The sequence below is a fragment of the Streptomyces sp. NRRL S-37 genome, from assembly GCF_000721605.1.
Classification (GTDB): domain Bacteria; phylum Actinomycetota; class Actinomycetes; order Streptomycetales; family Streptomycetaceae; genus Streptomyces.
In genome coordinates, this window is the sequence record NZ_JOIZ01000016.1 from 127548 (window position 1) to 151417 (window position 23870).

The 23870-nt window shown below is 72.6% G+C and carries 24 protein-coding genes; 11 read left to right on the forward strand and 13 right to left on the reverse strand.

Features of this window, described 5'->3' with window-relative positions:
- Positions 1-13 precede the first annotated feature (13 nt).
- From IH50_RS0123170 to IH50_RS0123185, 4 genes are all read right to left on the reverse strand, one after another.
- Entirely contained in the window at positions 14-964 is a 951-nt protein-coding gene (locus IH50_RS0123170; RefSeq protein WP_030865516.1) for a cytochrome c oxidase assembly protein, read from the reverse strand.
- A gap of 208 nt (positions 965-1172) precedes the next feature.
- Positions 1173-2198, reverse strand: a complete 1026-nt coding sequence (locus tag IH50_RS0123175) for a 6-phosphofructokinase (protein WP_030865519.1) — start codon at positions 2196-2198, stop codon at positions 1173-1175.
- A gap of 199 nt (positions 2199-2397) precedes the next feature.
- Complete coding sequence (locus IH50_RS0123180; RefSeq protein ID WP_030865521.1) at positions 2398-3126, reverse strand: type 1 glutamine amidotransferase; 729 nt, start codon at positions 3124-3126, stop codon at positions 2398-2400.
- A gap of 25 nt (positions 3127-3151) precedes the next feature.
- Positions 3152-4390 (reverse strand): MurT ligase domain-containing protein, encoded by a 1239-nt coding sequence (locus IH50_RS0123185; protein WP_030865523.1) that lies wholly within the window; start codon positions 4388-4390, stop codon positions 3152-3154.
- Positions 4391-4536: 146 nt separating this feature from the next.
- On the opposite strand from IH50_RS0123185, the gene def reads away from it, so the two are divergent.
- Positions 4537-5082: a peptide deformylase gene (def, locus tag IH50_RS0123190; RefSeq protein ID WP_030865526.1), complete on the forward strand. Its 546-nt coding sequence runs from the start codon at positions 4537-4539 to the stop codon at positions 5080-5082.
- Positions 5083-5156: 74 nt separating this feature from the next.
- Here def and IH50_RS0123195 read toward each other — a convergent pair whose 3' ends face one another.
- Positions 5157-5798, reverse strand: a complete 642-nt coding sequence (locus IH50_RS0123195) for a TetR family transcriptional regulator (protein ID WP_030865529.1) — start codon at positions 5796-5798, stop codon at positions 5157-5159.
- A 170-nt stretch (positions 5799-5968) separates the two neighbouring features.
- Between IH50_RS0123195 and IH50_RS0123200 the strand changes: the two genes are divergently transcribed.
- Positions 5969-7195, forward strand: coding sequence for an acyl-CoA dehydrogenase family protein (locus IH50_RS0123200; RefSeq protein ID WP_030865533.1), 1227 nt, complete (start codon positions 5969-5971; stop codon positions 7193-7195).
- Positions 7196-7298: 103 nt separating this feature from the next.
- Positions 7299-7955 carry a transcriptional regulator gene (locus IH50_RS0123205; protein WP_030865535.1) on the forward strand — a complete coding sequence of 219 codons (657 nt, stop codon included), beginning with the start codon at positions 7299-7301 and terminating at the stop codon, positions 7953-7955.
- Positions 7956-8016: 61 nt separating this feature from the next.
- Here the strand turns inward: IH50_RS0123205 and IH50_RS0123210 are convergent, their stop codons facing one another.
- The 5 genes from IH50_RS0123210 to IH50_RS0123230 all read right to left on the reverse strand — a co-directional run bounded on the left by IH50_RS0123210 (position 8017) and on the right by IH50_RS0123230 (position 12739).
- Positions 8017-8253, reverse strand: coding sequence for a DUF6213 family protein (locus IH50_RS0123210; RefSeq protein ID WP_030865537.1), 237 nt, complete (start codon positions 8251-8253; stop codon positions 8017-8019).
- A 25-nt stretch (positions 8254-8278) separates the two neighbouring features.
- Complete coding sequence (locus IH50_RS0123215; protein WP_030865539.1) at positions 8279-9664, reverse strand: NADP-dependent succinic semialdehyde dehydrogenase; 1386 nt, start codon at positions 9662-9664, stop codon at positions 8279-8281.
- Positions 9665-9740: 76 nt separating this feature from the next.
- Positions 9741-10205, reverse strand: a complete 465-nt coding sequence (locus tag IH50_RS0123220; RefSeq protein WP_030865541.1) for an NUDIX domain-containing protein — start codon at positions 10203-10205, stop codon at positions 9741-9743.
- Positions 10202-11740: an ATP-dependent DNA ligase gene (locus tag IH50_RS0123225; protein WP_030865542.1), complete on the reverse strand. Its 1539-nt coding sequence runs from the start codon at positions 11738-11740 to the stop codon at positions 10202-10204. The genes IH50_RS0123220 and IH50_RS0123225 overlap by 4 nt, the downstream gene beginning before the upstream one ends.
- Before the next feature lie 51 nt (positions 11741-11791).
- Positions 11792-12739: an NAD(P)/FAD-dependent oxidoreductase gene (locus tag IH50_RS0123230; RefSeq protein WP_030865544.1), complete on the reverse strand. Its 948-nt coding sequence runs from the start codon at positions 12737-12739 to the stop codon at positions 11792-11794.
- A 77-nt stretch (positions 12740-12816) separates the two neighbouring features.
- Here IH50_RS0123230 and IH50_RS0123235 point away from each other — a divergent pair, with 77 nt between their 5' ends.
- The 6 genes from IH50_RS0123235 to IH50_RS0123260 all read left to right on the forward strand — a co-directional run bounded on the left by IH50_RS0123235 (position 12817) and on the right by IH50_RS0123260 (position 18078).
- A complete protein-coding gene (locus tag IH50_RS0123235; RefSeq protein ID WP_030865546.1) occupies positions 12817-13392 on the forward strand; it encodes a helix-turn-helix domain-containing protein in 576 nt (191 codons plus the stop codon).
- A 117-nt stretch (positions 13393-13509) separates the two neighbouring features.
- Positions 13510-14487 carry an NADPH:quinone oxidoreductase family protein gene (locus IH50_RS0123240; RefSeq protein WP_030865549.1) on the forward strand — a complete coding sequence of 326 codons (978 nt, stop codon included), beginning with the start codon at positions 13510-13512 and terminating at the stop codon, positions 14485-14487.
- Positions 14484-15665 carry an acyl-CoA dehydrogenase family protein gene (locus IH50_RS0123245; RefSeq protein ID WP_030865552.1) on the forward strand — a complete coding sequence of 394 codons (1182 nt, stop codon included), beginning with the start codon at positions 14484-14486 and terminating at the stop codon, positions 15663-15665. Before IH50_RS0123240 ends, IH50_RS0123245 begins: the two co-directional genes overlap by 4 nt.
- Positions 15662-16738 (forward strand): acyl-CoA dehydrogenase family protein, encoded by a 1077-nt coding sequence (locus IH50_RS0123250; protein WP_030865555.1) that lies wholly within the window; start codon positions 15662-15664, stop codon positions 16736-16738. The genes IH50_RS0123245 and IH50_RS0123250 overlap by 4 nt, the downstream gene beginning before the upstream one ends.
- A 179-nt stretch (positions 16739-16917) precedes the next feature.
- Positions 16918-17781: a phosphatidylinositol-specific phospholipase C/glycerophosphodiester phosphodiesterase family protein gene (locus IH50_RS0123255; protein WP_030865557.1), complete on the forward strand. Its 864-nt coding sequence runs from the start codon at positions 16918-16920 to the stop codon at positions 17779-17781.
- A 102-nt stretch (positions 17782-17883) separates the two neighbouring features.
- Complete coding sequence (locus IH50_RS0123260) at positions 17884-18078, forward strand: hypothetical protein (protein WP_030865562.1); 195 nt, start codon at positions 17884-17886, stop codon at positions 18076-18078.
- 21 nt (positions 18079-18099) lie between these two features.
- On the opposite strand, the gene IH50_RS0123265 is transcribed toward IH50_RS0123260, so the two are convergent.
- The 3 genes from IH50_RS0123265 to xylB all read right to left on the reverse strand — a co-directional run bounded on the left by IH50_RS0123265 (position 18100) and on the right by xylB (position 21669).
- A complete protein-coding gene (locus tag IH50_RS0123265; protein WP_030865565.1) occupies positions 18100-18495 on the reverse strand; it encodes a luciferase family protein in 396 nt (131 codons plus the stop codon).
- 252 nt (positions 18496-18747) lie between these two features.
- Complete coding sequence (locus IH50_RS0123270) at positions 18748-19956, reverse strand: ROK family transcriptional regulator (protein WP_030865568.1); 1209 nt, start codon at positions 19954-19956, stop codon at positions 18748-18750.
- Between the two features lie 267 nt (positions 19957-20223).
- Positions 20224-21669, reverse strand: coding sequence for a xylulokinase (gene xylB, locus IH50_RS0123275; protein WP_030865571.1), 1446 nt, complete (start codon positions 21667-21669; stop codon positions 20224-20226).
- A 127-nt stretch (positions 21670-21796) separates the two neighbouring features.
- Here xylB and xylA point away from each other — a divergent pair, with 127 nt between their 5' ends.
- Positions 21797-22963 (forward strand): xylose isomerase, encoded by a 1167-nt coding sequence (xylA, locus tag IH50_RS0123280; protein ID WP_030865575.1) that lies wholly within the window; start codon positions 21797-21799, stop codon positions 22961-22963.
- Between the two features lie 426 nt (positions 22964-23389).
- Positions 23390-23779 (forward strand): hypothetical protein, encoded by a 390-nt coding sequence (locus tag IH50_RS42090; protein WP_199822123.1) that lies wholly within the window; start codon positions 23390-23392, stop codon positions 23777-23779.
- Positions 23780-23870: the final 91 nt, after the last annotated feature.

The window sequence follows — 23870 nt, forward strand, 5'->3', positions numbered from 1 at the left end:
GGAGACGGTGATTTCAGTTCCCGCGTGCGTTCAGTGAGGCCAGGTAGGCGTTGTACGCCTCGAGTTCCTTGTCCCCGTCCCGGTCGGCGGCACGGTCCTTGCGCCTGGCCTGCCGCTGGTCCGAGGCGTACCACTGGAACAGCAGCGCGAGCAGCACCAGGACGGAGGGGACCTCGCTGAACGCCCAGGCGATACCGCCGGCCGCGTTCTGGTCGGACAGCGCGTCGACGGCGAGCGAGCCGGGCGGATTCTCGAAGGTCGTGACCATCGGCGTCGACGCCATCATCAGCGCGATGCCGAAGAACGCATGGAACGGCATGCCCGCGAACAGCTCCAGCATCCGCATCAGATACCCCGGCCGGTGCGGCCCCGGGTCCACCCCCATGATCGGCCAGAAGAAGACCAGACCGACGGCGAGGAAGTGCACCATCATCGCGATGTGCCCCACCTTGGAGCCCATCAGGAAGTCGAACAGCGGGGTGAAGTAGAGGCCGTACAGACTCGCGATGAACATCGGGATGGTGAACACCGGGTGGGTGACGACCCGCATGTAGCGGCTGTGCAGCAGCATCAGCAGCAGCTCGCGCGGCCCCTTGCGGCCCCGCCCGGCCGGCGGCAGCGCGCGCAGGGCCAGGGTGACCGGGGCGCCGAGCAGGATCAGGATCGGCGACACCATGCTGATCACCATGTGCTGCACCATGTGCACACTGAACATGACCATGCCGTAGTCGTTCAGCCTGGTGCACATCATGAGCCCGATGCTCAGCACACCGGCGATGAACGCGACGGTCCGCCCCACCGGCCACTTGTCACCGCGCCGCACCAGCCGGACCACACCCCAGCCGTACAGTGCCAGCCCGAGCAGGCAGGCGATGAGGAAGAAGGGGTCCGCCGACCAGCCGAGCCCTCGCCCCAGCGTGAACGGCGGCAGATCCATGGTCATGCCGTGCCCGCCGTGATCCATCCACCGGCTCCTGTTTCGTGGGGGTTGTACGCAGTCTGTCCGCACTCAGCGTACGACCGACCCCGGCCACACCTGTGACCGGGGTCGGGGAGACACCCTCCAGGGGCGCGGGGCTGTATCGACATGCGGCTCCGCCGCGTGGGCGCGATCAGCCACCGACGGCCCGCAGCCCGCGATTCACCTCACGGACCGAGCCGGGCCCGGTACTTCAGAGAACGCACTCCGCTTCCGCGTACCGTTCCTCCGGCACCGTCTTCAGCGTCTCCACCGCCTCCGCGAGGGACACCGTCACGATGTCGGTCCCGCGCAGCGCGGTCATCCGCCCGAACTCCCCCCGGTGCACCGCCTCCACCGCGTGCCACCCGAACCGCGTCGCCAGCACCCGGTCGTACGCCGTGGGCGTCCCCCCGCGCTGCACATGCCCGAGGATCACCGGCCGCGCCTCCTTGCCGAGCCGCGACTCCAGCTCCAGGGAGAGCTGCCGCGCGATGCCGGCGAACCGCTCGTGGCCGTAGACGTCCTTGCCGCCCTCGTCGAAGTCCATGGTCCCGGCCTTCGGCTTGGCCCCCTCCGCGGCGACCACGATCGCGAACCGCTTGCCGGCCGAGAACCGCGCGCCGACCTTCGCGGTCAGCTCGTCGATGTCGAAGGGCCGTTCAGGGACGACGACGGCGTGCGCGCCGGCCGCCATGCCGGAGTGCAGCGCGATCCAGCCCGTGTGCCGGCCCATGACCTCGACGATCAGCACCCGCTGGTGCGACTCGGCGGTGGTCTTCAGCCGGTCCAGGGCCTCGGTCGCCACGCCGACGGCCGTGTCGAAACCGAAGGTGACGTCGGTGACGGCGATGTCGTTGTCGATGGTCTTCGGCACACCCACTATCGGCAGGCCGTTGTCCGACAGCAGCCGGGCCGCCTTCAGTGTGCCCTCACCACCGATCGGGATGATCGCGTCCAGGCCGAGCTCCCGGACGTGCCCCTTGGCCCGCTCCACGCCGTCCCGCAGGTGCTCGGGGCGGACCCGGGAGGAGCCGAGGATGGTGCCGCCGCGGGCGAGGATGCCGCTCACGGCGTCGAGGTCGAGCTTGAGGTAGTCGCACTCCAGGAGGCCCTTCCAGCCGTCCCGGAAGCCGATGACCTCGTCGCCGTGGTCGACGACGGCGCGGTGCACGACGGACCGGATGACGGCGTTCAGGCCGGGGCAGTCGCCGCCGGACGTGAGGACACCAATGCGCATAGCCCGAAACAACCTTCTCGAAGTGGGCCGGGACCGGACCGCGTCGTCCGGCTCGATCTCCGCCACCCTAGCCGCTCCGGGGGGCGGGGCCGCACCTGGCGTCCGCCTGCTGGACGACCCCGCTCACCTGTGCGGACCAGCCGTCAGACGGGCCGGTTACGCGGGGGTGTCGGGAGGTTGTCCGCAGGCGGACGGAGACTCACGCGGGCTGCTGCGCCGCCGCGATGCGCTCGCTCCGCAGCGCCTCGTACCAGCGGTCGTCGGTCGGCGGCAGCGCGTTGACGTCGAGCGCCAGCTTCAGCAGCAGGTCCGCGATCTGCGGGTTGCGGGCCAGCACCGGACCGTGCATGTACGTACCGAAGACGGTCTCGTTGAACGCGCCCTCCGTGCCGTCCCCGGTGCCGTTGCCGTTGCCGAAGCGCACCTGGGCGAGCGGGCGGGCCGAGGGACCCAGGTGGGTGACGCCCTGGTGGTTCTCGAACCCGGTCAGTGGGGGCAGGCCCAGCTGCGGGTTGACGTCACCGAGCACGTCGCCGACGCACCGGGCACCCTCACCGCGTACCGAGACCACGTCGAGCAGGCCGAGACCGGGCTCGCGCTGGCCGAGGTCGTTGATGAACTCGTGGCCGAGGATCTGGTAGCCGGCGCAGACCGAGAAGACGATCGCGCCGTTGCCCACCGCCCGCTGCAGACCGCCGTCGCGGCGCAGCCGCTCGGCGGCCAGCCGCTGCGGACGGTCCTCGCCGCCGCCGATCAGGTAGATGTCGCCGGAGGTCGGGATCGGCTGGTCGCTGCGCACGTCGAGCCGCGCCACGTCCAGGCCGCGCTGCCGGGCCCGGCGCTCCACGACGAGGACGTTGCCCTGGTCGCCGTAGGTGCTGAGCAGGTCCGGGTAGATCCACACGACCCGCAGCTGGTTGTCGCTCACTTCAAGTCCCCTGGGGTGTCGTTGGTCAGTTGCCGACGCGGCGGCGCAGGTCCTGGAACGCGGTGTAGTTGGCGATGACCTCGATCCGGCCCGGCGGACACAGCTGCACCGCCTGGTCGAGGTTCTCGCAGACCTGGAACTGCTGGTTCGCGACCTCCAGGCGCACCGCGAGGTCCAGCTTCCGGTCACCGATGACGCAGATCGGGTGGCCGGTCAGCCGGGTGTAGTCGACGTCCCACAGCCAGGAGGTGTCGGTGCCGTCGGCGCCGCGCGCGTTCACCGAGAGGATCACCGGGGTGGGCGGCGGGTCGATCAGCGAGAACGTCTCCAGCCAGCCCGCGGGGTTCTTGGCGAGCAGCAGCCGCAGATCACGGCCCTCGAACTGGACCACGTCGTAGCGGCCGGCCACGGCCTGCACCTGGTACATGCGCTCCAGGGCGACCTGCGGCGGCACCCCGAAGACGGCGGCGACGGCCGCGGAACTCGCGGCGTTGGCCTTGTTGGCGCGGCCCGGCAGCTGGAGGTGGATCGGCCAGGCGGAGCCGTGCGGGTCGAGGACGTGGTCGCCGGAGAGCGCCCAGCTCGGCGTCGGCCGGCGGAAGCCGCACTCGCTGCAGAACCAGTCGTCGCCCGGGCGCTGCATCACACCGCCGCAGGACGGGCAGGACCAGGCGTCGTCCTTCCACATCTGGCCGGCGGCGACCCAGATCACGTTGGGGGAGGAGGACGCGGCCCACACCACCAGCGGGTCGTCGGCGTTGGCGACGATCACGGCCTTGGAGCCGGCCAGGCCCTCGCGCCAGTTCTCCGCGAGCATCCGCGTCTCGGCGGCGCGGTCGAGCTGGTCGCGGGAGAGGTTGAGCAGCGCGATGCACTTGGGGTCGGTGTCCCGGGCGACGCCCGCGAGGTACTTCTCGTCGACCTCGATGACGCCGAACCTGGCGTCCGAGCCGCCGGCCAGCGCCGAGGTGATGCCGGCCGGCATGTTGGCGCCGAGCGCGTTGGAGACGACCGGCCCGGCGGCCTTGAGGGCCTCGGCGATGAGCCGGGTGGTGGTGGTCTTGCCGTTGGTCGCCGAGACCAGGGTCACGTCCAGGTGCTGCGCGAGCCGGGCCAGGAGATCGGGGTCGAGTTTGAGCGCCACCCGGCCGCCGATCACCGAACCGCTGCCGCGTCCGGCGGCGCGGGATGCCGCCGCGACCGCCTTGCCGGCGGTCACGGCCAGCTTGGCCCGCGGCGTGAGCGGGTCCGAGTTGCCTGCCATCAGTTCTCGATCCTCCTTGCGTACGCGCCGCGTCTGTGCCTGACGGCCACGTGGTGAGACCTCAGCCTATCGAGATCCGTTCGCACTCCAGAACCGCGGCACCATCGTGAGACGGGCGCTGCTGGGAGGACCGTACTCTGACGGGCATGCGACAAGGCTCCATCCCCGGCGTCCACGGACGTGTACGGCCCCTCACCCTGCTCGGCGCCCCGGTGCTGCACGCGCCCTGCCGGGAGGTCACCGGCTTCGGTCCGGAACTCGCACGGCTGGTGGACGATTTGTTCGCCACGATGTACGCGGCGCGGGGTGTGGGCCTGGCCGCCAACCAGATCGGCGAGCCGCTGCGGGTGTTCGTCTACGACTGCCCGGACGACGAGGACGTCCGGCACCTGGGCCATGTGGTGAACCCGCGGCTGGTGGAGACGGACGGGGTGGTGGTCCGCGGCCCCGAGGGCTGTCTGTCCCTGCCCGGCCTGGAGGCGGGGACGGAGCGGTACGACCACGCGGTCGTCGAGGGCTTCACGGTGACCGGCGAGCCGGTCACCGTCCACGGCACGGGTTTCTTCGCCCGGTGTCTGCAGCACGAGTGCGACCACCTGGAGGGCCGGATCTACGCCGACCGCCTGACGGGCCGGCGCCACCGGAAACTGATGCGGCAGGTGGCCCGGGCCTCCTGGCGCCGGACGGACTGAACACCCCGCGGCCCCGCGCCCCTCGCCGCGTGGGCCCGGCCGGCCGTACACAATGCGCAGACGATCTGTGAAGATCAGAACCCCGGACCTCCCACCTTGTCCCCCGCCGCCGCGAGGCGCCCCCACAGCAGATCGGCCAGACTGCGCACCAACTCCGCCCGCGAACAGGGCCGTTCGCCCAGCCACCAGTCGCCGGCCGCATGCATCATGCCGACGATGCCGTGCCCCCACACCCGGGCCAGCCGCCGGCCGTCCGGGCCGAGGTCCAGCCGGTCCCCGATGACCTGGGCCAGCTCCTCGCCCATCCGGCGCAGCAGCGGCGCCGAGTGCTTGCCGACGTCGAAGCCCTGGTCGCTCTGCGACTCCTCCGCCGGGTGCATCAGGAACCGGTACACCTGGGGCCGTGCCTCGATCGCCGAGAGGTAGGTGTCCAGGGTGGCCTCGACCCGTTCGCGCCGGTCGGCCGGGGCGTCCAGGGCGGCCCGCAGCGAGTCCAGCAGCGCGTCGGTGTGCCGCTTGGCCAGGGCGGCGTAGAGTCCTCCCTTGTCACCGAAGTGCCGGTAGAGGATCGGCTTGGTGATGCCGGCCTCGGCGGCGATCGCGTTCATCGAGGCACCCGGCCCGTCGCGCAGCACCACCCGGTCGGCGGCCTCCAGCAGTTCGCGCCGGCGTCGGTCGGCGGACCGCTGCTGATCGGTCCGCTGTGTGGTGTTCATGATCTCTCCCCACCCGTGCTGATTCGGTGACGCCTGCGCAAACTAACACTGAGGGCGATCCGGTCATCGAACGGGATGCCGACCGGTCCGGGGGAGTTGACTTTTCCTACCCGTCGGTAACAGACTCGGGGTTACCGCAAGTAACATGCATGTGCGCCGCTGGAGGGGACATGGCCGAGTTCACCATGGAGCTCAACGACGAACAGAAGGAGGTCCGGGACTGGCTGCACGGCTTCGCCGCCGATGTGATCCGCCCCGCGGCCGCCGAATGGGACGAGCGTGAGGAGACTCCCTGGCCGGTCATCCAGGAGGCCGCCAAGGTCGGCATCTACTCCCTGGACTTCTACGCCCAGCAGTACTTCGACGCGACCGGCCTCGGCATCCCGATGGCCATGGAGGAGCTCTTCTGGGGCGACGCCGGCATCGCCCTGTCGATCGTCGGCACCGGCCTGGCCGCCGTCGGCGTCCTCGCCAACGGCACCGAGGAGCAGATCGGCACCTGGATCCCCCAGATGTACGGCGACGCCAATGACGTCAAGGTCGCGGCCTTCTGCTCCTCCGAGCCCGACGCCGGCTCCGACGTCGCCTCGATGCGCACCCGCGCGGTGTACGACGAGGCCAAGGACGAGTGGGTGATCAACGGCACCAAGACCTGGGCGACCAACGGCGGCATCGCCAACGTCCACGTCGTGGTCGCGGTCGTCGACCCCGACCTCGGCTCCAAGGGCCACGCCTCCTTTATCGTCCCGCCGGGCACCCCGGGCCTGTCCCAGGGCCAGAAGTTCAAGAAGCACGGCATCCGCGCCTCGCACACCGCCGAGGTCGTCCTCGACGACGTGCGCGTGCCCGGCTCCTGCCTGCTCGGCGGCAAGGAGAAGCTGGACGAGCGCCTCGCCCGCGCCCGCGAGAAGGCGAAGCAGGGCGGCGAGCGCGTGAAGAACGCCGCCATGGCCACCTTCGAGGCGTCCCGGCCCGCCGTCGGCGCCATGGCGGTGGGCACCGCCCGCGCGGCGTACGAGGTCGCCCTCGACTACGCGACCACGCGCGAGCAGTTCGGCCGCCCGATCATCGACAACCAGGGCGTCGCCTTCCAGCTCGCCGACATGCGCACGCAGATCGACGCCGCCCGCCTGCTGGTGTGGCGCGCCTCCTGGATGGCGATCAACGGCAAGCCGTTCACGGCGGCCGAGGGTTCGATGTCCAAGCTGTTCGCCAGTGAGACGGCCAAGAAGGTCACCGCCCAGGCCATACAGATCCTCGGCGGCAACGGCTACACCCGCGAGTACCCGGTGGAGCGGATGCACCGTGACGCCGCGATCTACACCATCTTCGAGGGCACGAGCGAGATCCAGCGCCTGGTGATCGCCCGCACCCTGTCGGGCATGCCCATCCGCTGAGGCCGGCCACCCGGACGACCCGGCGGTGCGGACGGCACCGCCGGGTTACCCCCGCCCCGCTCCCGGGAAAGGCTCGTGCGTGACCGACGCGACGGAGGACGCGATGACACGCACGGCCCGGGAACTGCTGGAGACGACCACCAGGGAACTCACCCCCGACCCGGGGTCCAACCCCCTGGTCCCCCTGATCGCCCGCGGCGAGGCCGACCGGGCCGTTCTGGCCGCGCTCGCCCTGGAGCAGCGCCGGGTGATCCCGGCGGACCGCCGCGCCTTCCTGCACCTGGCGGAACGGGCCGATCCGGAGTCGGCCGCGTACTTCACCGCCCTGGCCGAGGGCGAGACCCTGGCGGCGGAACACCTGAAGGCGTTCACGGCCGCGTGCGGCGTGGACGAGGAGCGGGCGGACGCGTACGAGCCCCTGCCGGGCTGCCAGTCCTACCCCGCGTACGTGGCCTGGCTGGCCCTGAACGCCGAACCGTCGGACGTGGTGCTGGCCCTGACGGCGAACTTCTCGGCCTGGGGCGGCTACTGCGCGACGATCGCGAAGGCCCTGCGCACCCACTACGGCTTCACGGACAAAGCCTGCGCCTTCTTCGACTTCTTCGCCGAACCGGCCCCGGCCCTGGACGAAGCAGCCACGGAGGCAGTGCGGACCGCCCTTGACGAGGGCCGCCTCGACGAGAACCGCGCCCGCGCCTACGCCCGTCTGCTCCAGGCGTACGAGGCGAAGTTCTGGGCAACGCTCGGACAGCACACCTAGGGGCGCGGGGAACTGCGCGAGAAACCACGACGGACCCGCACCCGGCGCTGAACCCGCGGAGCTACGGCGCACCCCCACTGCTATGGGCGATACACGCCACGTCGATCCGATCGGCAAGCTTCGCCAGCTCGATCGTCAGCGCGGCGACCGTGTCCTCGTCGAGCCCTTCCTCCCCCGCCTCGACGAGCCGGACCCACCGCCCGCCCACCGTACGCAGCAGCTTGCTGACATCGGCAGCGGAAACCTGGAGGGTCCCGCGGTCGTCGACGATCAGAGGCAGAGTCACTTCGCGGTTCACAGTCGGGATCGTAACCGCGCGGACATCACGCACCCTGCCAAACCGTGGTGATGTTGCAGAACTCGCGGATTCCGTGCCCGGACAGCTCACGCCCGTACCCCGACCGCTTCACCCCGCCGAACGGGAACGCCGGATGGGACGCCGTCATCCCGTTCACATACACACTGCCGGCCTCCAGATCCCGTACGAACCGGTCGACCTCGGCCTCGTCGCGGGTCCAGACGTTGGAACTCAGCCCGAAGTCGGTGTCATTGGCGATCAGGACCGCCTCGTCGATGTCCGCCGCGCGGTACAGCGTGGCGACCGGGCCGAAGGCCTCCTCGCGGTGGATGCGCATCTCCCTGCCGATGCCGGCCAGGACGGTCGGCGGGTAGAACCAGCCGGGTCCGTCGGGGCGCTCGCCGCCGCACAGCACGGTGGCGCCCGCGCGGACGGCGTCGTCGACCAGCTCTTCCAGGTCGCTGCGGCCCTTCTCGCTGGAGAGGGGGCCGACGTCGGTCTCCTCGTCCATCGGGTCGCCGACCTTCAGCGCCCTCATGCCCGCGACGAAGCGTTCGGTGAAGGCGTCGTAGACGTCCGTGTGCACGATGAACCGCTTGGCGGCGATGCAGGACTGCCCCGTGTTCTGCGTCCGCGCGGTGACCGCCACCTCGGCGGCCCGGTCCAGGTCGGCGGAGGGCATGACCACGTACGGGTCGCTGCCGCCCAGCTCCAGCACCGTCTTCTTGATCATCTCCCCGGAGGTGGCGGCGACGGCGCGGCCCGCGGGCTCGCTGCCGGTGAGGGTCGCCGCCTTCACCCGCTCGTCCCGCAGGAGGTCGTCGACCGCGGCGGAGCCGATGAGCAGGGTCTGGAAGCAGCCCTCGGTGAAGCCCGCGCGGTGGAACAGGTCCTCCAGGTACAGGGCGGTCTGCGGCACGTTCGAGGCGTGCTTGAGCAGGCCCACGTTGCCCGCCATCAGCGCGGGCGCGGCGAACCGCACCACCTGCCACAGCGGGAAGTTCCACGGCATCACCGCGAGCACCGGGCCCAGCGGCCGGTAGCGCACCAGGACCCGGGAGGCGCCGGAGTCCTTCACGTCGGAGGCGTCGGGTTCCTCGTCGGCGAGGAGTTCCGCCGCGTGATCGGCGTACCAGTGCATCGCCTTGGCGCACTTCGCGGCCTCCGCGCGGGCCTGCTTGACCGGCTTGCCCATCTCCGTGGTGATCACCCGGCCGATGGTCTCCTGATCCTCGTCGAGGATCTCGGCGGCCCGGTGCATCAGACGGGCGCGCTCGGCGAAGGTCGTCGTCCGGTACGTCCGGAACGTGGCCTCCGCGAGCTGGAGCCGGTGCCCGATCTCCTCCTCGTCCATGGGGTGGTACGTCTTGACCGTCTCGCCGTTCGCCGGGTTCACCGTGGCGATGTGCATCGCTGACCTCCCTGGGGCGGGCTGTGCTTTTTGACCTTCCCGCGCGGTGGTGGGCGGCGCAACGCGGGAGGTCTCCTCAGGGCGAGTGCTCCGCCAGGCGGTCGAGAAACGCGGTCTGCGCGCCGACGATCACCTCGCGGGCCCGGTCCAGGGGGAACCACGCCACCCGGTCCAGCTCCGGGAACTCCCGGACCCGCCCCGACCCGGGCGGCCACTCCATCTCGAACGTGCCCGGGACGACCGCTGCCGGGTCGAGGTCCGCCTCCACCGCCCAGGCCGTGACGGTCTTCCCGCCGGACTGCCGGACCTCCCCGAGCGGCAGTGCCTCCCCGTCCGGCGGCGGCAGCCCCAGCTCCTCCCGGAACTCGCGGCGCGCCGCCTCCCAGGCCGGCTCACCGGGGTCGTACTCGCCCTTCGGCACGGTCCACGCCCCGCTCTCCCGCCGGACGAAGAACGGGCCGCCCATATGACCGAGCAGCACCTCGACGCCCTGACCGGTGTGCCGGAACAACAGCAGCCCGGCGCTGCGGGCGCCCCTCACGGCCGTACCCCGGGGTGCGCGGCGAGCAGGGTCTCCACCGTGTCCGCCTCCTCGGGGCGCTTGTCCTCGCGGTAGCGGATCACGCGGGCGAAGCGGAGGGTGACGCCGGCCGGGTAGCGGGTGGAGCGCTGGAGGCCGTCGTAGGCGATCTCCACGACGAGTTCGGGGCGCACCGTCACGACGTAGCCGCTCTCGTCGACCGCCAGCTCCCGCAGCCGCTCGGTCTGCCAGGTCAGCATCGCGTCGGTCAGGCCCTTGAAGGTCTTGCCGAGCATGGCGAAGCCGCCGTCGGCGGTGCGGGCGCCCAGGTGCAGGTTGGAGAGCTTCCCGGTGCGGCGGCCATGGCCCCACTCGGCCGCCAGCACCACCAGGTCGAGCGTGTGGACGGGCTTGACCTTCAGCCAGGACGCACCCCGCCGGCCCGCGCTGTAGGGGGCGTCCAGGCCCTTGGCCACGACGCCCTCGTGGCCGCGCTCCAGCGTCTCGGCGAGGAACCCCTCCGCCGCGCCCGGATCCCCGGGGCCCGACACGAGGGTGCGCCGCACCCGCATGGGCTCCGGGACCAGCCGGGCCAGCTCCGCGTGGCGCTCGGTGAACGGCAGGTCCAGCAGGTCGCGGCCGTCGACGGAGAGCGCGTCGAAGAAGACGGGGGAGACCGGGACCTCCCGTGCGGCCGTGGCCACGTCCACCCGGGAGCCGACCCGTCCGGCGGTCTCCTGGAACGAGCGGGGGCGGCCGTCCTCGTCGAAGGAGATGACCTCCCCGTCCAGGATGAACCGCTCGCCCCGCAACTCCCGCGCCGCCGCCGTCACTTCCGGCAGCCGGCTCGTGATGTCGTCGAGGGTGCGGGTGTACACGCGCACGGTGTCCCCGTCGCGGTGCACCTGGACGCGGATGCCGTCCAGCTTCTCCTCGACCGCGCAGGCCCCCAGCTTCTCCACCGCCTCCGCGACCGAGGAGGCGCTGTGCGCCAGCATCGGCAGCACCGGCCGGCCCACGGTCAGCCGGAACCGCTCCAGCGCCCCGGGGCCGTCCGCCAGCAGCGCCCCGGCCACCGACTGGAGCGAACCGGCCAGCATCACCGCCCGCCGCACATCGGCCGGCGGCGCCCCCGTCGCCCGCGCCAGCCCTTCCACCGCGACCGCGTCCAGGGCGCCCTGCCGGACCTCGCCGGTGAGCAGCCCGGACAGGAACCGCTGCTCGTCCTCGGTGGACGCGCCCAGCAGCTCGCCGACCAGGCGGGCCCGTTCGGCCTGCGATCCCGGACCGGACACCTCGCCGAGCGCGGTGAGCAGCGCGTCGACCTCGCGCACCGTCAGCGACGGCTCGGCGGCGGGGGCGACCGGACGGCTCAGCACCTTCCAGCCGACCCCGATACGGCCCTGTGGCAGCCGGCCGGCCAGATACGGGATGACGACCGGCACGTCGTCCGCCTCCGCCTCCCGGAACAGCCCGGCGAGCAGCTCGATCTTCCGGGACCGCGCCGAGGTGGCGGCGACCTCCTGGGACACACGGGCCAGCCGGGACAGCAGCATGCAGTCATAGTGCTCCGGAGACGGGCGCTCCACACCCCCGCCGTCCGGCGGCTACCCGTTCACCGCGGCGTCCAGGCCGGTCATCAGCAGGTCCCCGACGATCGCGGCCGCCGCGCGGTAGCCGCCGCTCGCCGCGTGCACCACCTGCTCGGCGAAGCCGATCGCGTTGCCCGCCGCCCAGACCCCGGGCACCGTGGTCAGGCCGGTCGGGTCGACGACCGGGTACGCCCCGAACGGGGTCTCGTTCATCTCGGCGCCCAGCGCCTCCAGCAAGGACGTCTGAGGCACCGGGCGCGGCCCGACGAAGAGCACGGAGCGGGCGTGGATGGTGCCGTCGGCCAGCCGCACCCCGGTGAGCCGGTCGTCCTCGACCACCAGCTCCGCGACCTCACCGGGCACCACCGCGACCCCGGCGGCGGCCAGCCGGCGCAGGTCCAGGTCGGACAGTTCCTCCTCGGCGACCCGGTGCAGGAAGAAGGTGACGTCCTTCGACCACTGGGACACCATCAGCGCCTGGTGCACGCTCATCGCGCTCGACGCGAGCACACCGAACGGCTCGTCGCGCACCTCCCAGCCGTGGCAGAACGGGCAGTGCAGCACGTCCCGCCCGAACCGCTCGGCGACCCCGGGGACGTCCGGCATCTCGTCCTTCAGCCCGGTCGCCACGATCAGCCGCCGGGCCCGTACGGCCGGTCCCGCGTCGAGCGCGACGGTGAAGTCCTCCCCGTCCTTGGTGACGTCCGTGACCCGGTCCCGGACGAGTTCCACGCCGTAGCGCGCGATCTCCTCCCGGCCCAGCGTCAGGAACTCGGCCGGTGCCATCCCGTCCCGGGACAGATAGCCCTGCATGTGCGACGAGGGCGCGTTGCGCGGCTCGCCCGCGTCGACGACCAGGGTGCGGTGCCGGGCCCGGCCGAGCACCAGTGCGGCGGAGAGTCCCGCCGCCCCGCCTCCGACGACGACCACGTCATAGGGCTCGTCCGTGTAGGTCTCGTTCATCGTGACCACCTCCACGACGACAGTCGCCCAGCCCTTGCCGTATTGACAAACAACTTTGCCGAACCTGCAATATTCGTATGACTACGGACGACGTTCTCGCGGAAGTGGGCCCCCGGCTGCGGCGGATCAGGAAGGAGCGGGAGGTGACCCTCGCGGCGCTGTCCGAGGCGACCGGCATCTCCGTGAGCACCCTCTCCCGGCTGGAGTCCGGCCTGCGCAAACCCAGCCTGGAGTTGCTGCTGCCGATCGCGCAGGCCCACCAGGTGCCGCTGGACGAACTGGTCGGCGCCCCGCCGGTCGGTGACCCGCGCATCCGCGCCTCCCAGCCGATCCACCGCTACGGCCGCACCTTCTGGCCGCTCACCCGGCAGCCCGGCGGACTCCAGGCGTACAAGGTGCTGGAACCGCAGCGGAAGCTCGAGCCCGAGCCGCGTACCCACGAGGGCTACGAGTGGCTGTACGTGATGTCGGGGAAGCTGCGCCTGGTGCTCGGCGAGCACGACGTCGTCCTGGTGGCCGGGGAGGCGGCCGAGTTCGACACGCGGGTGCCGCACTGGTTCGGGTCGACGGGGGAGGGGCCCGTGGAGTTCCTCAGCCTGTTCGGTGCGCAGGGGGAGCGGATGCATGTGCGGGCGCGGCCCAAGCGGCCGTGACGGACACGTCTGCCGGGCGTGACGGACACGACGGTTCCCTGATCGACAAGCGACCGCTTAGTATGCGGTGGATCCGGTCAGGCGAACCCGACGTTCACGCTCCCGTGGAGGCCCCGCATGCAGGCATGGCAAGTGCACGAGCTCGGCGAACCGGGCGAGGTGATGCGCCTTGCGGAGGTGGCCCGGCCGGCACCCGGTGACGGGCAGGTTCTGCTGAAGGTGCGTGCCGCCAACATCAACTTCCCGGACGCGCTGATGTGCCGGGGCCAGTACCAGGTCAGGCCACCGCTGCCGTTCACCCCGGGCGTGGAGATCTGCGGCGAGACCGAGGACGGGCGCCGCGTGATCGCCAACCCCGCGCTGCCCCACGGCGGCTTCGCCGAGTACGCCGTCGCGGACGCCGCCGCGCTGCTGCCCGCGCCGGACGCACTGGACGACGCCGAGGCCGCCGCCCTGCACATCGGCTACCAGACCGGCTGGTTCGGCCTGCACCGCCGGGCCCGCCTGGAGGCCGGCGAGACCCTCCTCGTCCACGCCGCCGCCGGAGGGGTCGGCAGTGCGGCCGTACAGCTCGGCAAGGCCGCCGGCGCCACCGTCATCGGCGTGGCCGGCGGCGCCGCGAAGGCGACCGTCGCCCGTGAACTGGGCTGCGACGTGGTGATCGACCGGCACGAGCAGGACGTCGTCGCCGCCGTGAAGGAGGCCACCGGCGGCCGGGGCGCCGACGTGATCTACGACCCCGTCGGCGGCCAGGCCTACGCCCAGTCCGCCAAGGCCGTCGCCTTCGAGGGCCGGATCGTCGTCGTCGGCTTCGCGAGCGGATCCATCCCCAGCCCCGCCCTGAACCACGCCCTCGTCAAGAACTACGCGATCCTCGGCCTGCACTGGGGCCTGTACAACACCAAGAACCCCGAGCTGGTCCGGCACTGCCACGAGCAGCTCACCGAACTCGCCGCGCGGGGCGCGATCAAGCCGCTGGTGAGCGAGCGCGTACCGCTCACCGGGGCCGCCGACGCCGTGCAGCGGGTCGCCGACGGTGTCACCACCGGACGCGTCGCCGTGCTGCCCCCGACGGAGAACGGAGCCGCCACATGACCGACACCGCCGAACTGCGCCGCATCACCCGGGACTTCCTGGCCGAGCACCCTCCGGCCGGCACGGAGCGCCTGGACTTCCTGCGCGCCCGCTTCGACGCCGGACTCGCCTGGGTTCACTTCCCCGAAGGGCTCGGCGGACTCGGTCTCCCGCGTTCGCTCCAGGCCGTCGTGGACGCCGAGCTGGCGGCCGCCGGGGCACCCGACAACGACCCGCGCCGCATCGGCATCGGCCTGGGCATGGCCGCGCCGACCATCCTCCAGTACGGCACCGAGGAGCAGAAGCGGCGCTTCCTGAAGCCCCTGTGGACCGGCGAGGAGGTCTGGTGCCAGCTCTTCAGCGAGCCCGGCGCCGGGTCCGACCTGGCCGCCCTCGGCACGCGTGCCGTCCGGGAGGGCGACGACTGGGTGGTCGACGGGCAGAAGGTGTGGACGTCCAGCGCCCACCTCGCCCGCTGGGCCATCCTCATCGCCCGCACCGACCCGGACGTACCCAAGCACCGGGGCATCACCTACTTCGTCTGCGACATGACCGACCCCGGTGTCGAGGTGCGGCCACTGCGCCAGATCACCGGCGAGGCCGAGTTCAACGAGGTCTTCCTCACCGGCGTCCGCATCCCCGACGCCCACCGCCTCGGCGAGGCCGGCGACGGCTGGCGGGTCGCGCAGACCACCCTGAACAACGAACGCGTCGCCATCGGCGGCATGCGGCTGCCCCGCGAGGGCGGCATGATCGGCCCGGTCGCGAAGACCTGGCGCGAACGGCCCGGACTGCGCACCCACGACCTGCACCAGCGGCTGCTGAGGCTCTGGGTCGAGGCGGAGGTCGCCCGGCTCACCGGCGAACGCCTGCGCCAGCAGCTCGTCGCCGGACAGCCCGGCCCCGAGGGCGCCGGCATGAAACTGGCCTTCGCCCGCCTCAACCAGGAGATCAGCGGCCTGGAGGTGGAACTGCGGGGCGAGGAGGGCCTGCTGTACGACGACTGGACCATGCGCCGCCCCGAACTGGTCGACTTCACCGGCCGTGACGCCGGCTACCGCTACCTCCGCTCCAAGGGCAACAGCATCGAGGGCGGGACCAGCGAGGTCCTGCTGAACATCGTCGCCGAGCGCGTCCTGGGCCTGCCCGCCGAGCCGCGCACCGACAAGGACGTCGCATGGAAGGACCTGGCCCGATGAGCGATCTCCTGTACTCGGAGGAGGAAGAGGCGCTGCGCGCCGCCGTCCGGGACCTGCTCACCGACCACTGCGACGCGGCGGGCGTGATCGCCCGTACCGAGTCGGACACCCCGCACGACCTGTCCCTGTGGAAGACGCTCGCGGACGGCATGGGCCTCGCCGGCCTGCTGGTCCCCGAGGACCGGGGCGGCCAGGGCGCCACCCACCGCGAAGCCGCCGTCGTCCTGGAGGAGTTGGGACGCGCGGTCGCTCCCGTGCCGTATCTGACGAGCGCCGTGGTGGCCACTGAGGCGCTGCTGGCGTGCGAGGACGGCGGTGAACCGCTGGCCGAGCTGGCGTCCGGGCGCCGCATCGGTGTCCTCGCCGTCGGCCTGCACACCGCTCCCGGCGCCGCGTTCACCACCGTACGGCTGGAGGACGGCGTACTGCACGGGGAGCTGACCGGCATCGCGGACGCCGCCGTCGCCGACGTGCTGCTCGTGCCGGCGGACGACGGCGGGCTGTACGCGGTGGAGGCCGGCGCGGCCGCCGTCACCCCGCAGGTCTCCCTGGACCTGACCCGTCCGGTGGCCCGGGTGACCCTGGACGGCGCGCCCGGACGCAGGCTGGGTGACGCGGGAACCGCCGTACCCCGTGCCCTGCGGGCCGGCGCCGGACTGCTCGCCTCGGAGCAACTCGGCTCCGCCGAATGGTCGCTGACGGAGACCGTCCGCTACCTGAAGGACCGCACGCAGTTCAACCGCCCCGTCGGGGGCTTCCAGGCGCTCAAGCACCGGCTCGCCCAGCTCTGGCTGGAGGTCGTCAGCCTCCGCGCCGCCGCGCGGGGCGCCGCCGACGCGCTCGCGACCGGCGAGGACACCGCCGTGGCGGTCACCGTCGCCCAGGCCTACGCCGCGCCCGTCGCGGTCCGGGCCGCGGAGGAGGCACTGCAACTGCACGGCGGCATCGGCATGACCTGGGAGCATCCGGTGCACCTGCACCTCAAGCGCGCCAAGGCCGACTCGATCGCCTACGGCACGGCGGGCGCCCACCGCGAGGCGCTGGCGGAACTGGTCGATCTGAGAGCACCCTGACCGGCCGGACGACGGAAGAAGCCCGCCCCTCCGGGGGCGGGCTTCTTCCGCGCACCCCGCTCCGGTGAGGTGAACGACCGACGGCGGATCGGCCAACTCCCCGCATCGTCCTGCTCATTGGCCACCCGTGAGCCTCATACTCTCCCTGGTCCCGTACGGTCCTTCCAGGGAGGCAGAGCATGGCCCTCACCACCCGTCGCAGAGCCCTCACCACCCTCGGCGCCGCCCTCGCCGGCACCGCCGCCCTCCCCGCGGCGCAGGCACTGGCCGGCGAACGGAAACACCGGCCACGCCCGTTGTGGCGAGCCCACGCCCACAACGACTACGAGCACCCCCGCCCCCTCCTCGACGCCCTCGACCACCGCTTCGGCAGCGTCGAGGCCGACGTCTACCTGGTCGACGGCCGACTCCTCGTCGCCCACGACCCCGAGGACCTCGACCCGTCCCGCACCCTCGAATCCCTCTACCTCGACCCGCTCGCCGCCCGGGTCCGCGCCCACCACGGCTCGGTGTACCGCGGGCACCGCAAGGCGCTCCAACTGCTGATCGACATCAAGACCGAAGGTGCGGCCACCTACCTCGAACTCGACCGACGGCTGAGCCGCTACCGGAACCTGTTCACCACCTGCGCGCACGGCAGGGTGCTGCCCGGACCGGTCACCGCCGTCGTCTCCGGCGACCGCGCGGCCCGCGCGCCCATGGAGGCCCAACGGGTGCGCCGCGCCTTCTACGACGGCCGGCTCAGCGACCTCGGCAGCACCGCACCGGCCTCCTTCGTCCCGCTGATCAGCGACAACTGGACGCTCAACTTCACCTGGCAGGGCGTCGGCGCCTTTCCCGACGCCGAGCGCCGGAAACTCCGCGACATCGTGGGCACCGCCCACACGCACGGGCAGCGGGTACGGTTCTGGGCCACCCCCGACCTGCCGGGCCCCGCCCGCGACGCGCTCTGGGGCGAACTGGTGGCGGCGGACGTCGACCACCTCAACACCGACGACCTCGCGGGGCTCGAATCCTTCCTCGACGCCTGCCGGAGGGCGTGACACCACACGTTCGGAGGACAGGTCAGCCGCCCGGACGAACCTTCCGTTACGCCACACTTGCGGCCGAACGCCGCGAAACGGATGTGGCGGAGGAGGTTGACGATGGCCATTTCCATCTCTGTGGTGCTGCTGCTGGCGGTCCTTGCGGTGATCTTCCTGCGCAACGGCGGGCTGAAGATCTCCCACGCGCTGGTCTGTCTGCTGCTCGGTTTCTATCTGGCCAGTACGAGCATCGCGCCCACGATCCACAGCGGCCTCACGGCGACCGCCGACATCGTCGGCGGTCTGCGGCCGTGAGGCCACCGCGCGGAGCGTGGTTCAGCGGTCGGCCACCGCGTCGCGCGGCAGCACGGTGACGCGGTGGAAGTTGCACCCCGCCGGTGCCGCCGATGCGGACGGGGGCCTGTTCTGGTGCGCCTTGAGGGCGACGCTCACCAGGCTGAGCAGCAGGTCCACGTCCGTGGCGCAGTCCAGATGCACCGTCACCCAGTCGGAACCCGGGACCACTTGTATCGCGCTCGACCCGCCCAGGTCGTAGTGGAAGCGCTGGATGGCGCGACGGGTGAGGTGGAGGTCCACGTCCCGCGCGGAGTGGAAGTGGACGATCTCGGCACGGGCGGTGCGGAGGGCCTGCCCCGTACCGCAGCCGGCCGGACAGGCCGTGAGATCGGACCAGGTGAGCAGTCGCTCCATGGCTCGCTGCGCCGGTGTCATGCCCTCATCGTTGCCTGCTCAACGTCCGGACACCAGGAGTTGGGCGATTCGTAATCGAGCGGTGAGGTGGTGAGACCGCCGGAACCCCGGCGAGAAGCTGACCCGTGATCATGTCATGGCAGCCGGGAAGCTCGTGACCTGGTACGGCGTTCCCGTCCCCGTGTGCGACCGTGACGGCCGCCGCGCGGCGGCGACGCCCCCGCGCGGCTTCGTGCGGAATCCGAGGGAAGACGTGTCCGCGTGGCCCGCGTGTCAGGCCCGTTCGGCCACCGCCGCCGGGTCGTCCAGGACCCCCCGCACCACCGAGTGCGCCGCGCCCAGCAGCGGGCCCTCGGGGCCCAGCGGGGACACGGAGACGGGACAGGCCGGCCCCGCGGTGCGGCGGGCCAGTTCGGAGCGGAGCGACGGCAGCAGCCAGGGCGCGAGCCCGGACAGGGCTCCGCCCAGCACCACGCTCTCGGGGTCCAGCAGGTTGACCGCCCCGGTCAGGGCGATCCCGAGCGCCGTTCCCGCGTCCTCCAGGGCGCGCCGCACGTTCGTGTCGCCCTGTTCGGCGCGGCCCGCGAGGAGGCCGACGCGGTCCTCGCCCGGCTCCAGTCCGGCCGCGCGCAGCACCGCCTCCTCGCCGGCGTACTGCTCCAGACAGCCCCGTCCGCCGCAGGCGCACTCCGGTCCGTCCGGCCGTACCGGTACATGGCCCAGCTCGCCCGCGAAGCCGCGGTTTCCGTGCAGCAGCCGCCCGTCCACGACGACCGCGGCACCGATACCGATCTCGGCGGAGACATGGAGGAAGTCGCGCGGGGTGTCCTCGCCGAGCCACAGTTCGGCCAGTGCGCCGAAGTTGGCCTCGTTGGCCACGGTGAGCGGCAGGCCCGCCGGGAGCAGGTCGCCGAGGTCCGTGTCGAGCCAGCCGAGGTTCGGGGCGCGTACGACGGTCCGGGCGTCACGGGCCACCAGACCCGGTACGGCCACGGCGAGCCCCGCCGGCCACAGGCCCTCGCCCTCCGCCTCGGCGACCACCCGCTCTATCAGCTCGGTGAGTTCCCCGAGTACCGGCCCGGGGGAGCGGTCCCGGTTCGGGACGTGCCGCACCGCCCGCGACCGGACCCGTCCGCGCAGGTCGACCGCGCAGACCGCGAGATGGTCGACGCCGATCTCGGCGCCGATCCCCGCGGGGCCGCGCCCGCTGACGGCGAGCGCCGAGCCGGGACGGCCCACGCGGCCGGGCCGCTCGGGGCCCAGCTCCTCCAGCAGTCCCGAGCGGATGAGCTCGTCGACCAGCGTGGACACCGCCGCGCGGGTCAGGCCGATGCGGGAGGCGACGGTGGCCCGGGACAGCGGGCCCTCGGCGCTGACGGCGTGCATCACCCGCGAGAGGTTGCGGCGGCGCATGCCCTGCTGGGTGTCGGGCAGCGCGCGCCCCGGACCGGCCGGGCGGGTCTTGTGCGGCGGTGCGCTCATTCCTCCGTCGTTCCTCGGTCTCTGCGGCCGTGGTCGGCCTGTCGGCCGACGTCGGCCGGTCCGTGCCGGTGGGCAGGTGCCTGCTGGCACGCGCCGGTCGGTTCGTGCCCGTCGGCTGGTGTCGGCGGGCCGGTGCCCGCCTGCGGTCCGTGCCCGCGGGCTCGTGCCGGTGGGTCGGTGCCGGCAGGTGGGTGCCTGCCGGTCCATGCCGGTGGGCCGGTGTCCGGCGGTCCGTGCCCGCAGGCCGGTGCCGGCCCGTCGGTATCGTCAGTCGGTGTCCGTGCCGCGGTCCAGCAGCGGGGCCGCGTCGGAGAGTACCCCGGCCAGCCTGGCCAGTGTCTCCTCGTCCCGCTCCACGGCCTCCAGCACCGGGCCCGCCGCCGTGCCCCAGCGCCGGGCGACCGCGGCCGGGTCCTCCCCGGTGAGCAGCCCGGCCGCCTGCGCCGCCGCACCGAGCGCGACCAGCTCCTTGGCCTGCGGCACCTGCACGGCCCGCCCCGACAGCCGCCGTACGGTCTGCTGCCAGGCAGTGCCCCGGGCGCCGCCGCCGATCAGCAGCAGGGGCGCCGACGGGTCGGCGTCCTCGTCGAGGACCAGGTCCAGCGCGGCCAGCAGGGAGTACACGGCACCGTCGTACGCGGCCTGGAGCAGCTGTCCGCCGGTGGTGTCGTGGCGCAGTCCGTGCAGGAGGCCGGAGGAGTTGGGCAGGTTCGGGGTGCGCTCGCCGTCCAGGAAGGGCAGCAGCGTGACGCCGCGTCCGGGTTCGACGGCCTCGCGGTCCAGGTTCAGCAGCGCCGCGACCCGGTCCACGGCCAGCGTGCAGTTGAGCGTGCAGGCCAGCGGCAGCCAGTCGCCGCGCGCGTCGGCGAACCCCGCCACCGTGCCGGTCGGGTCGGCCGGCCTGCGCTGCGTCACCGCGTACACCGTGCCCGAGGTGCCGAGGCTCATCACCGGCGTGCCGGGACGCACCCCGAGGCCCAGGGCGGCGGCGGCGTTGTCACCGGTGCCGCACGCCACCAGGGTGCCCTTGGAGAACGGCAGGTCGTGGCCGTCGCGCACGGTCCCGGCCACCTCGCCGGGCCGCACCACACGCGGCAGCAGCGCCGGGTCGAGCCCCACGTGCGCGAGGATCTCCTCGTCGTACGCCTCCGTCCCCGAGGCCCACCAGCCGGTGCCGGAGGCGTCGCCGCGGTCGGTCGTGCCCTGCCCGGTGAGCCGCTCGGTGAGGTAGTCGTGGGGGAGCCGGACCGCCTTGGTGGCGCGCACAGCGTCCGGCTCGTGCTCCGCCAGCCAGGCCCACTTGGTGACCGTGAAGGAGGCGGCGGGCACGCTTCCGGTGCGCTCGGCCCAGAACTTCGCGCCGCCCAGCTCCTCGATCAGCCGGCGGCCCTGCGGCGCGGAACGCACGTCGTTCCACAGCAGCGCCGGACGGACGGGCTCCCCGTTCCCGTCCAGGGTGACCAGGCCGTGCTGCTGCCCGCCGATCGACACCGCGGCGGCCTCGTGCGCCGCCTCGCCGCACTGGCGCAGCGCCTCGGACAGGGCGTCCCACCACTGGCGCGGGTCGCTCTCCCGGCCCGCCCCCGAGGTCACCGTGTGCGGTGCCTGGCCGCTCGCGACGACCCGGCCGGTGGCCACGTCGACGACCAGCGCCTTGGTGGACTGGGTGGATGTGTCCACGCCGACGACGAGCGGACCCTCGGCTGCTGACATCGGTCTCTCCCTCTGCTGCGACCCACTTCCGCGACTCGGCGGGGTGTGTCTCTTCCCAGAAATGTTCCTGCATACTAATTTGTAAACCGCCATGACGAAATAGTCTCAGCGAGCGAGGAGCCGCGGCATGAACTACCAGCCCACCCCCGAGGACAAGTTCACCTTCGGACTGTGGACCGTCGGCTGGCAGGGACGGGACCCCTTCGGTGACGCCACGCGGCGTGCCCTCGACCCGGTCGAGTCGGTGCGGCGCCTGGCCGAGCTCGGCGCCCACGGCGTCACGTTCCACGACGACGACCTCATCCCCTTCGGCTCGAGCGACAGCGAGCGCGAGGAGCACATCAAGCGGTTCCGGCAGGCGCTGGACGACACCGGCATGAAGGTGCCGATGGCCACCACCAACCTGTTCACCCACCCGGTGTTCAAGGACGGCGGCTTCACCGCCAACGACCGCGACGTGCGCCGCTACGCGCTCCGCAAGACCATCCGCAACATCGACCTCGCGGCCGAGCTCGGCGCCGAGACCTACGTGGCCTGGGGCGGTCGTGAGGGCGCCGAGTCCGGTGGCGCCAAGGACGTGCGGGACGCCCTCGACCGCATGAAGGAGGCCTTCGACCTGCTCGGCGAGTACGTCACCTCCCAGGGCTACAACATCCGCTTCGCCATCGAGCCCAAGCCGAACGAGCCGCGCGGCGACATCCTGCTGCCCACCATCGGCCACGCCCTGGCGTTCATCGAGCGCCTGGAGCGCCCGGAGCTGTACGGCGTCAACCCGGAGGTCGGCCACGAGCAGATGGCCGGGCTGAACTTCCCGCACGGCATCGCGCAGGCACTGTGGGCGGGCAAGCTCTTCCACATCGACCTCAACGGCCAGTCCGGCATCAAGTACGACCAGGACCTCCGCTTCGGCGCGGGCGACCTGCGCGCCGCGTTCTGGCTGGTGGACCTGCTGGAGTCGGCCGGCTACGAGGGCCCGCGGCACTTCGACTTCAAGCCGCCGCGGACCGAGGACTTCGACGGCGTGTGGGCCTCGGCGGCCGGCTGCATGCGCAACTACCTGATCCTCAAGGAGCGCGCGGCGGCCTTCCGCGCGGACCCCGAGGTGCAGGAGGCGCTGCGCGCGGCCCGTCTGGACCAGCTGGCCCAGCCCACGGCGGCCGACGGCCTCCAGGCCCTGCTCGACGACCGGTCCGCCTTCGAGGACTTCGACGTCGACGAGGCCGCCGCGCGGGGCATGGCCTTCGAGCGCCTCGACCAGCTGGCGATGGACCACCTGCTGGGCGCCCGGGGCTGAACCCCGGCCGCGAGGGCGTGCCCGTCCCACCCCTGCCACGGGACGGCCACGCCCTCGCACGCGTGTCCGGGCGGACCGCGCCCCCAGGTGCGGTTCGCCCCCGGCCGTGGCCGACGTGACGACCGCGCGGAACCACACACGCGCGCGGTGGCGTGCGTCCGGGCCGACGTGGGGCCTCTCGGCGGCGGCGTCCCGCGCGATGACGCGGGACGCACCGGCCCGGTACGCATCCCGCGTGCGCCCTCGCGCGGTACGACCGCGTGGCGCACGCGAGCGGTACGGGCCAGGCCCGTCGCGCGGACGGTGCTGTGCCGGGCGCGCGCTCCGCGTGGGGTACGCCGTCAGCATGGCGCCCGTGCCCTGAGTCCGTATCAACTTCCGCGCAGTGTCCTCGCGCGGACCCCGTGCGCGGCGACGATGGTGTGCATGGCCACGCCACCCGTACCGCCCCGGCCGCCGGACGGCGGCAGTTTCGGACCACCCCCGAACGACGGCGCGCCGCCGACCCGCCCTCCCGGCGGGCGCAGGCTCGTGCTCCTCCTGCTCGCCGTCGTCGTCGCCGTCGTGGCCGTGTCCCTCGTCGTCCTGATGGCCACGGGCGACGACGGCTCGCCGGACAAGGAGTCCACCGAGAGCGGCACGGGCACCGGCGGCTCACCCGCTCCGTCCCTGGGCATCCCCTCCGAGCTGCCCAGCGGCCTCCCGAGCCGGCTCCCCTCCGGTTTCCCCACGGAACTGCCGTCCGGGTTCCCGAGCGAGCTGCCGAGCGGCCTGGAGTCGCTCCTGCCGTCCCTGGGCGACCTGGAACTGCCCTGACGACACCGCACGGAACACGGCCACCCCCTGGAGGGGCCTTCCGCCGAGACCGTCGCCGGATCCTCGCGGGAACTCCTGCCGGGTCCGGCGG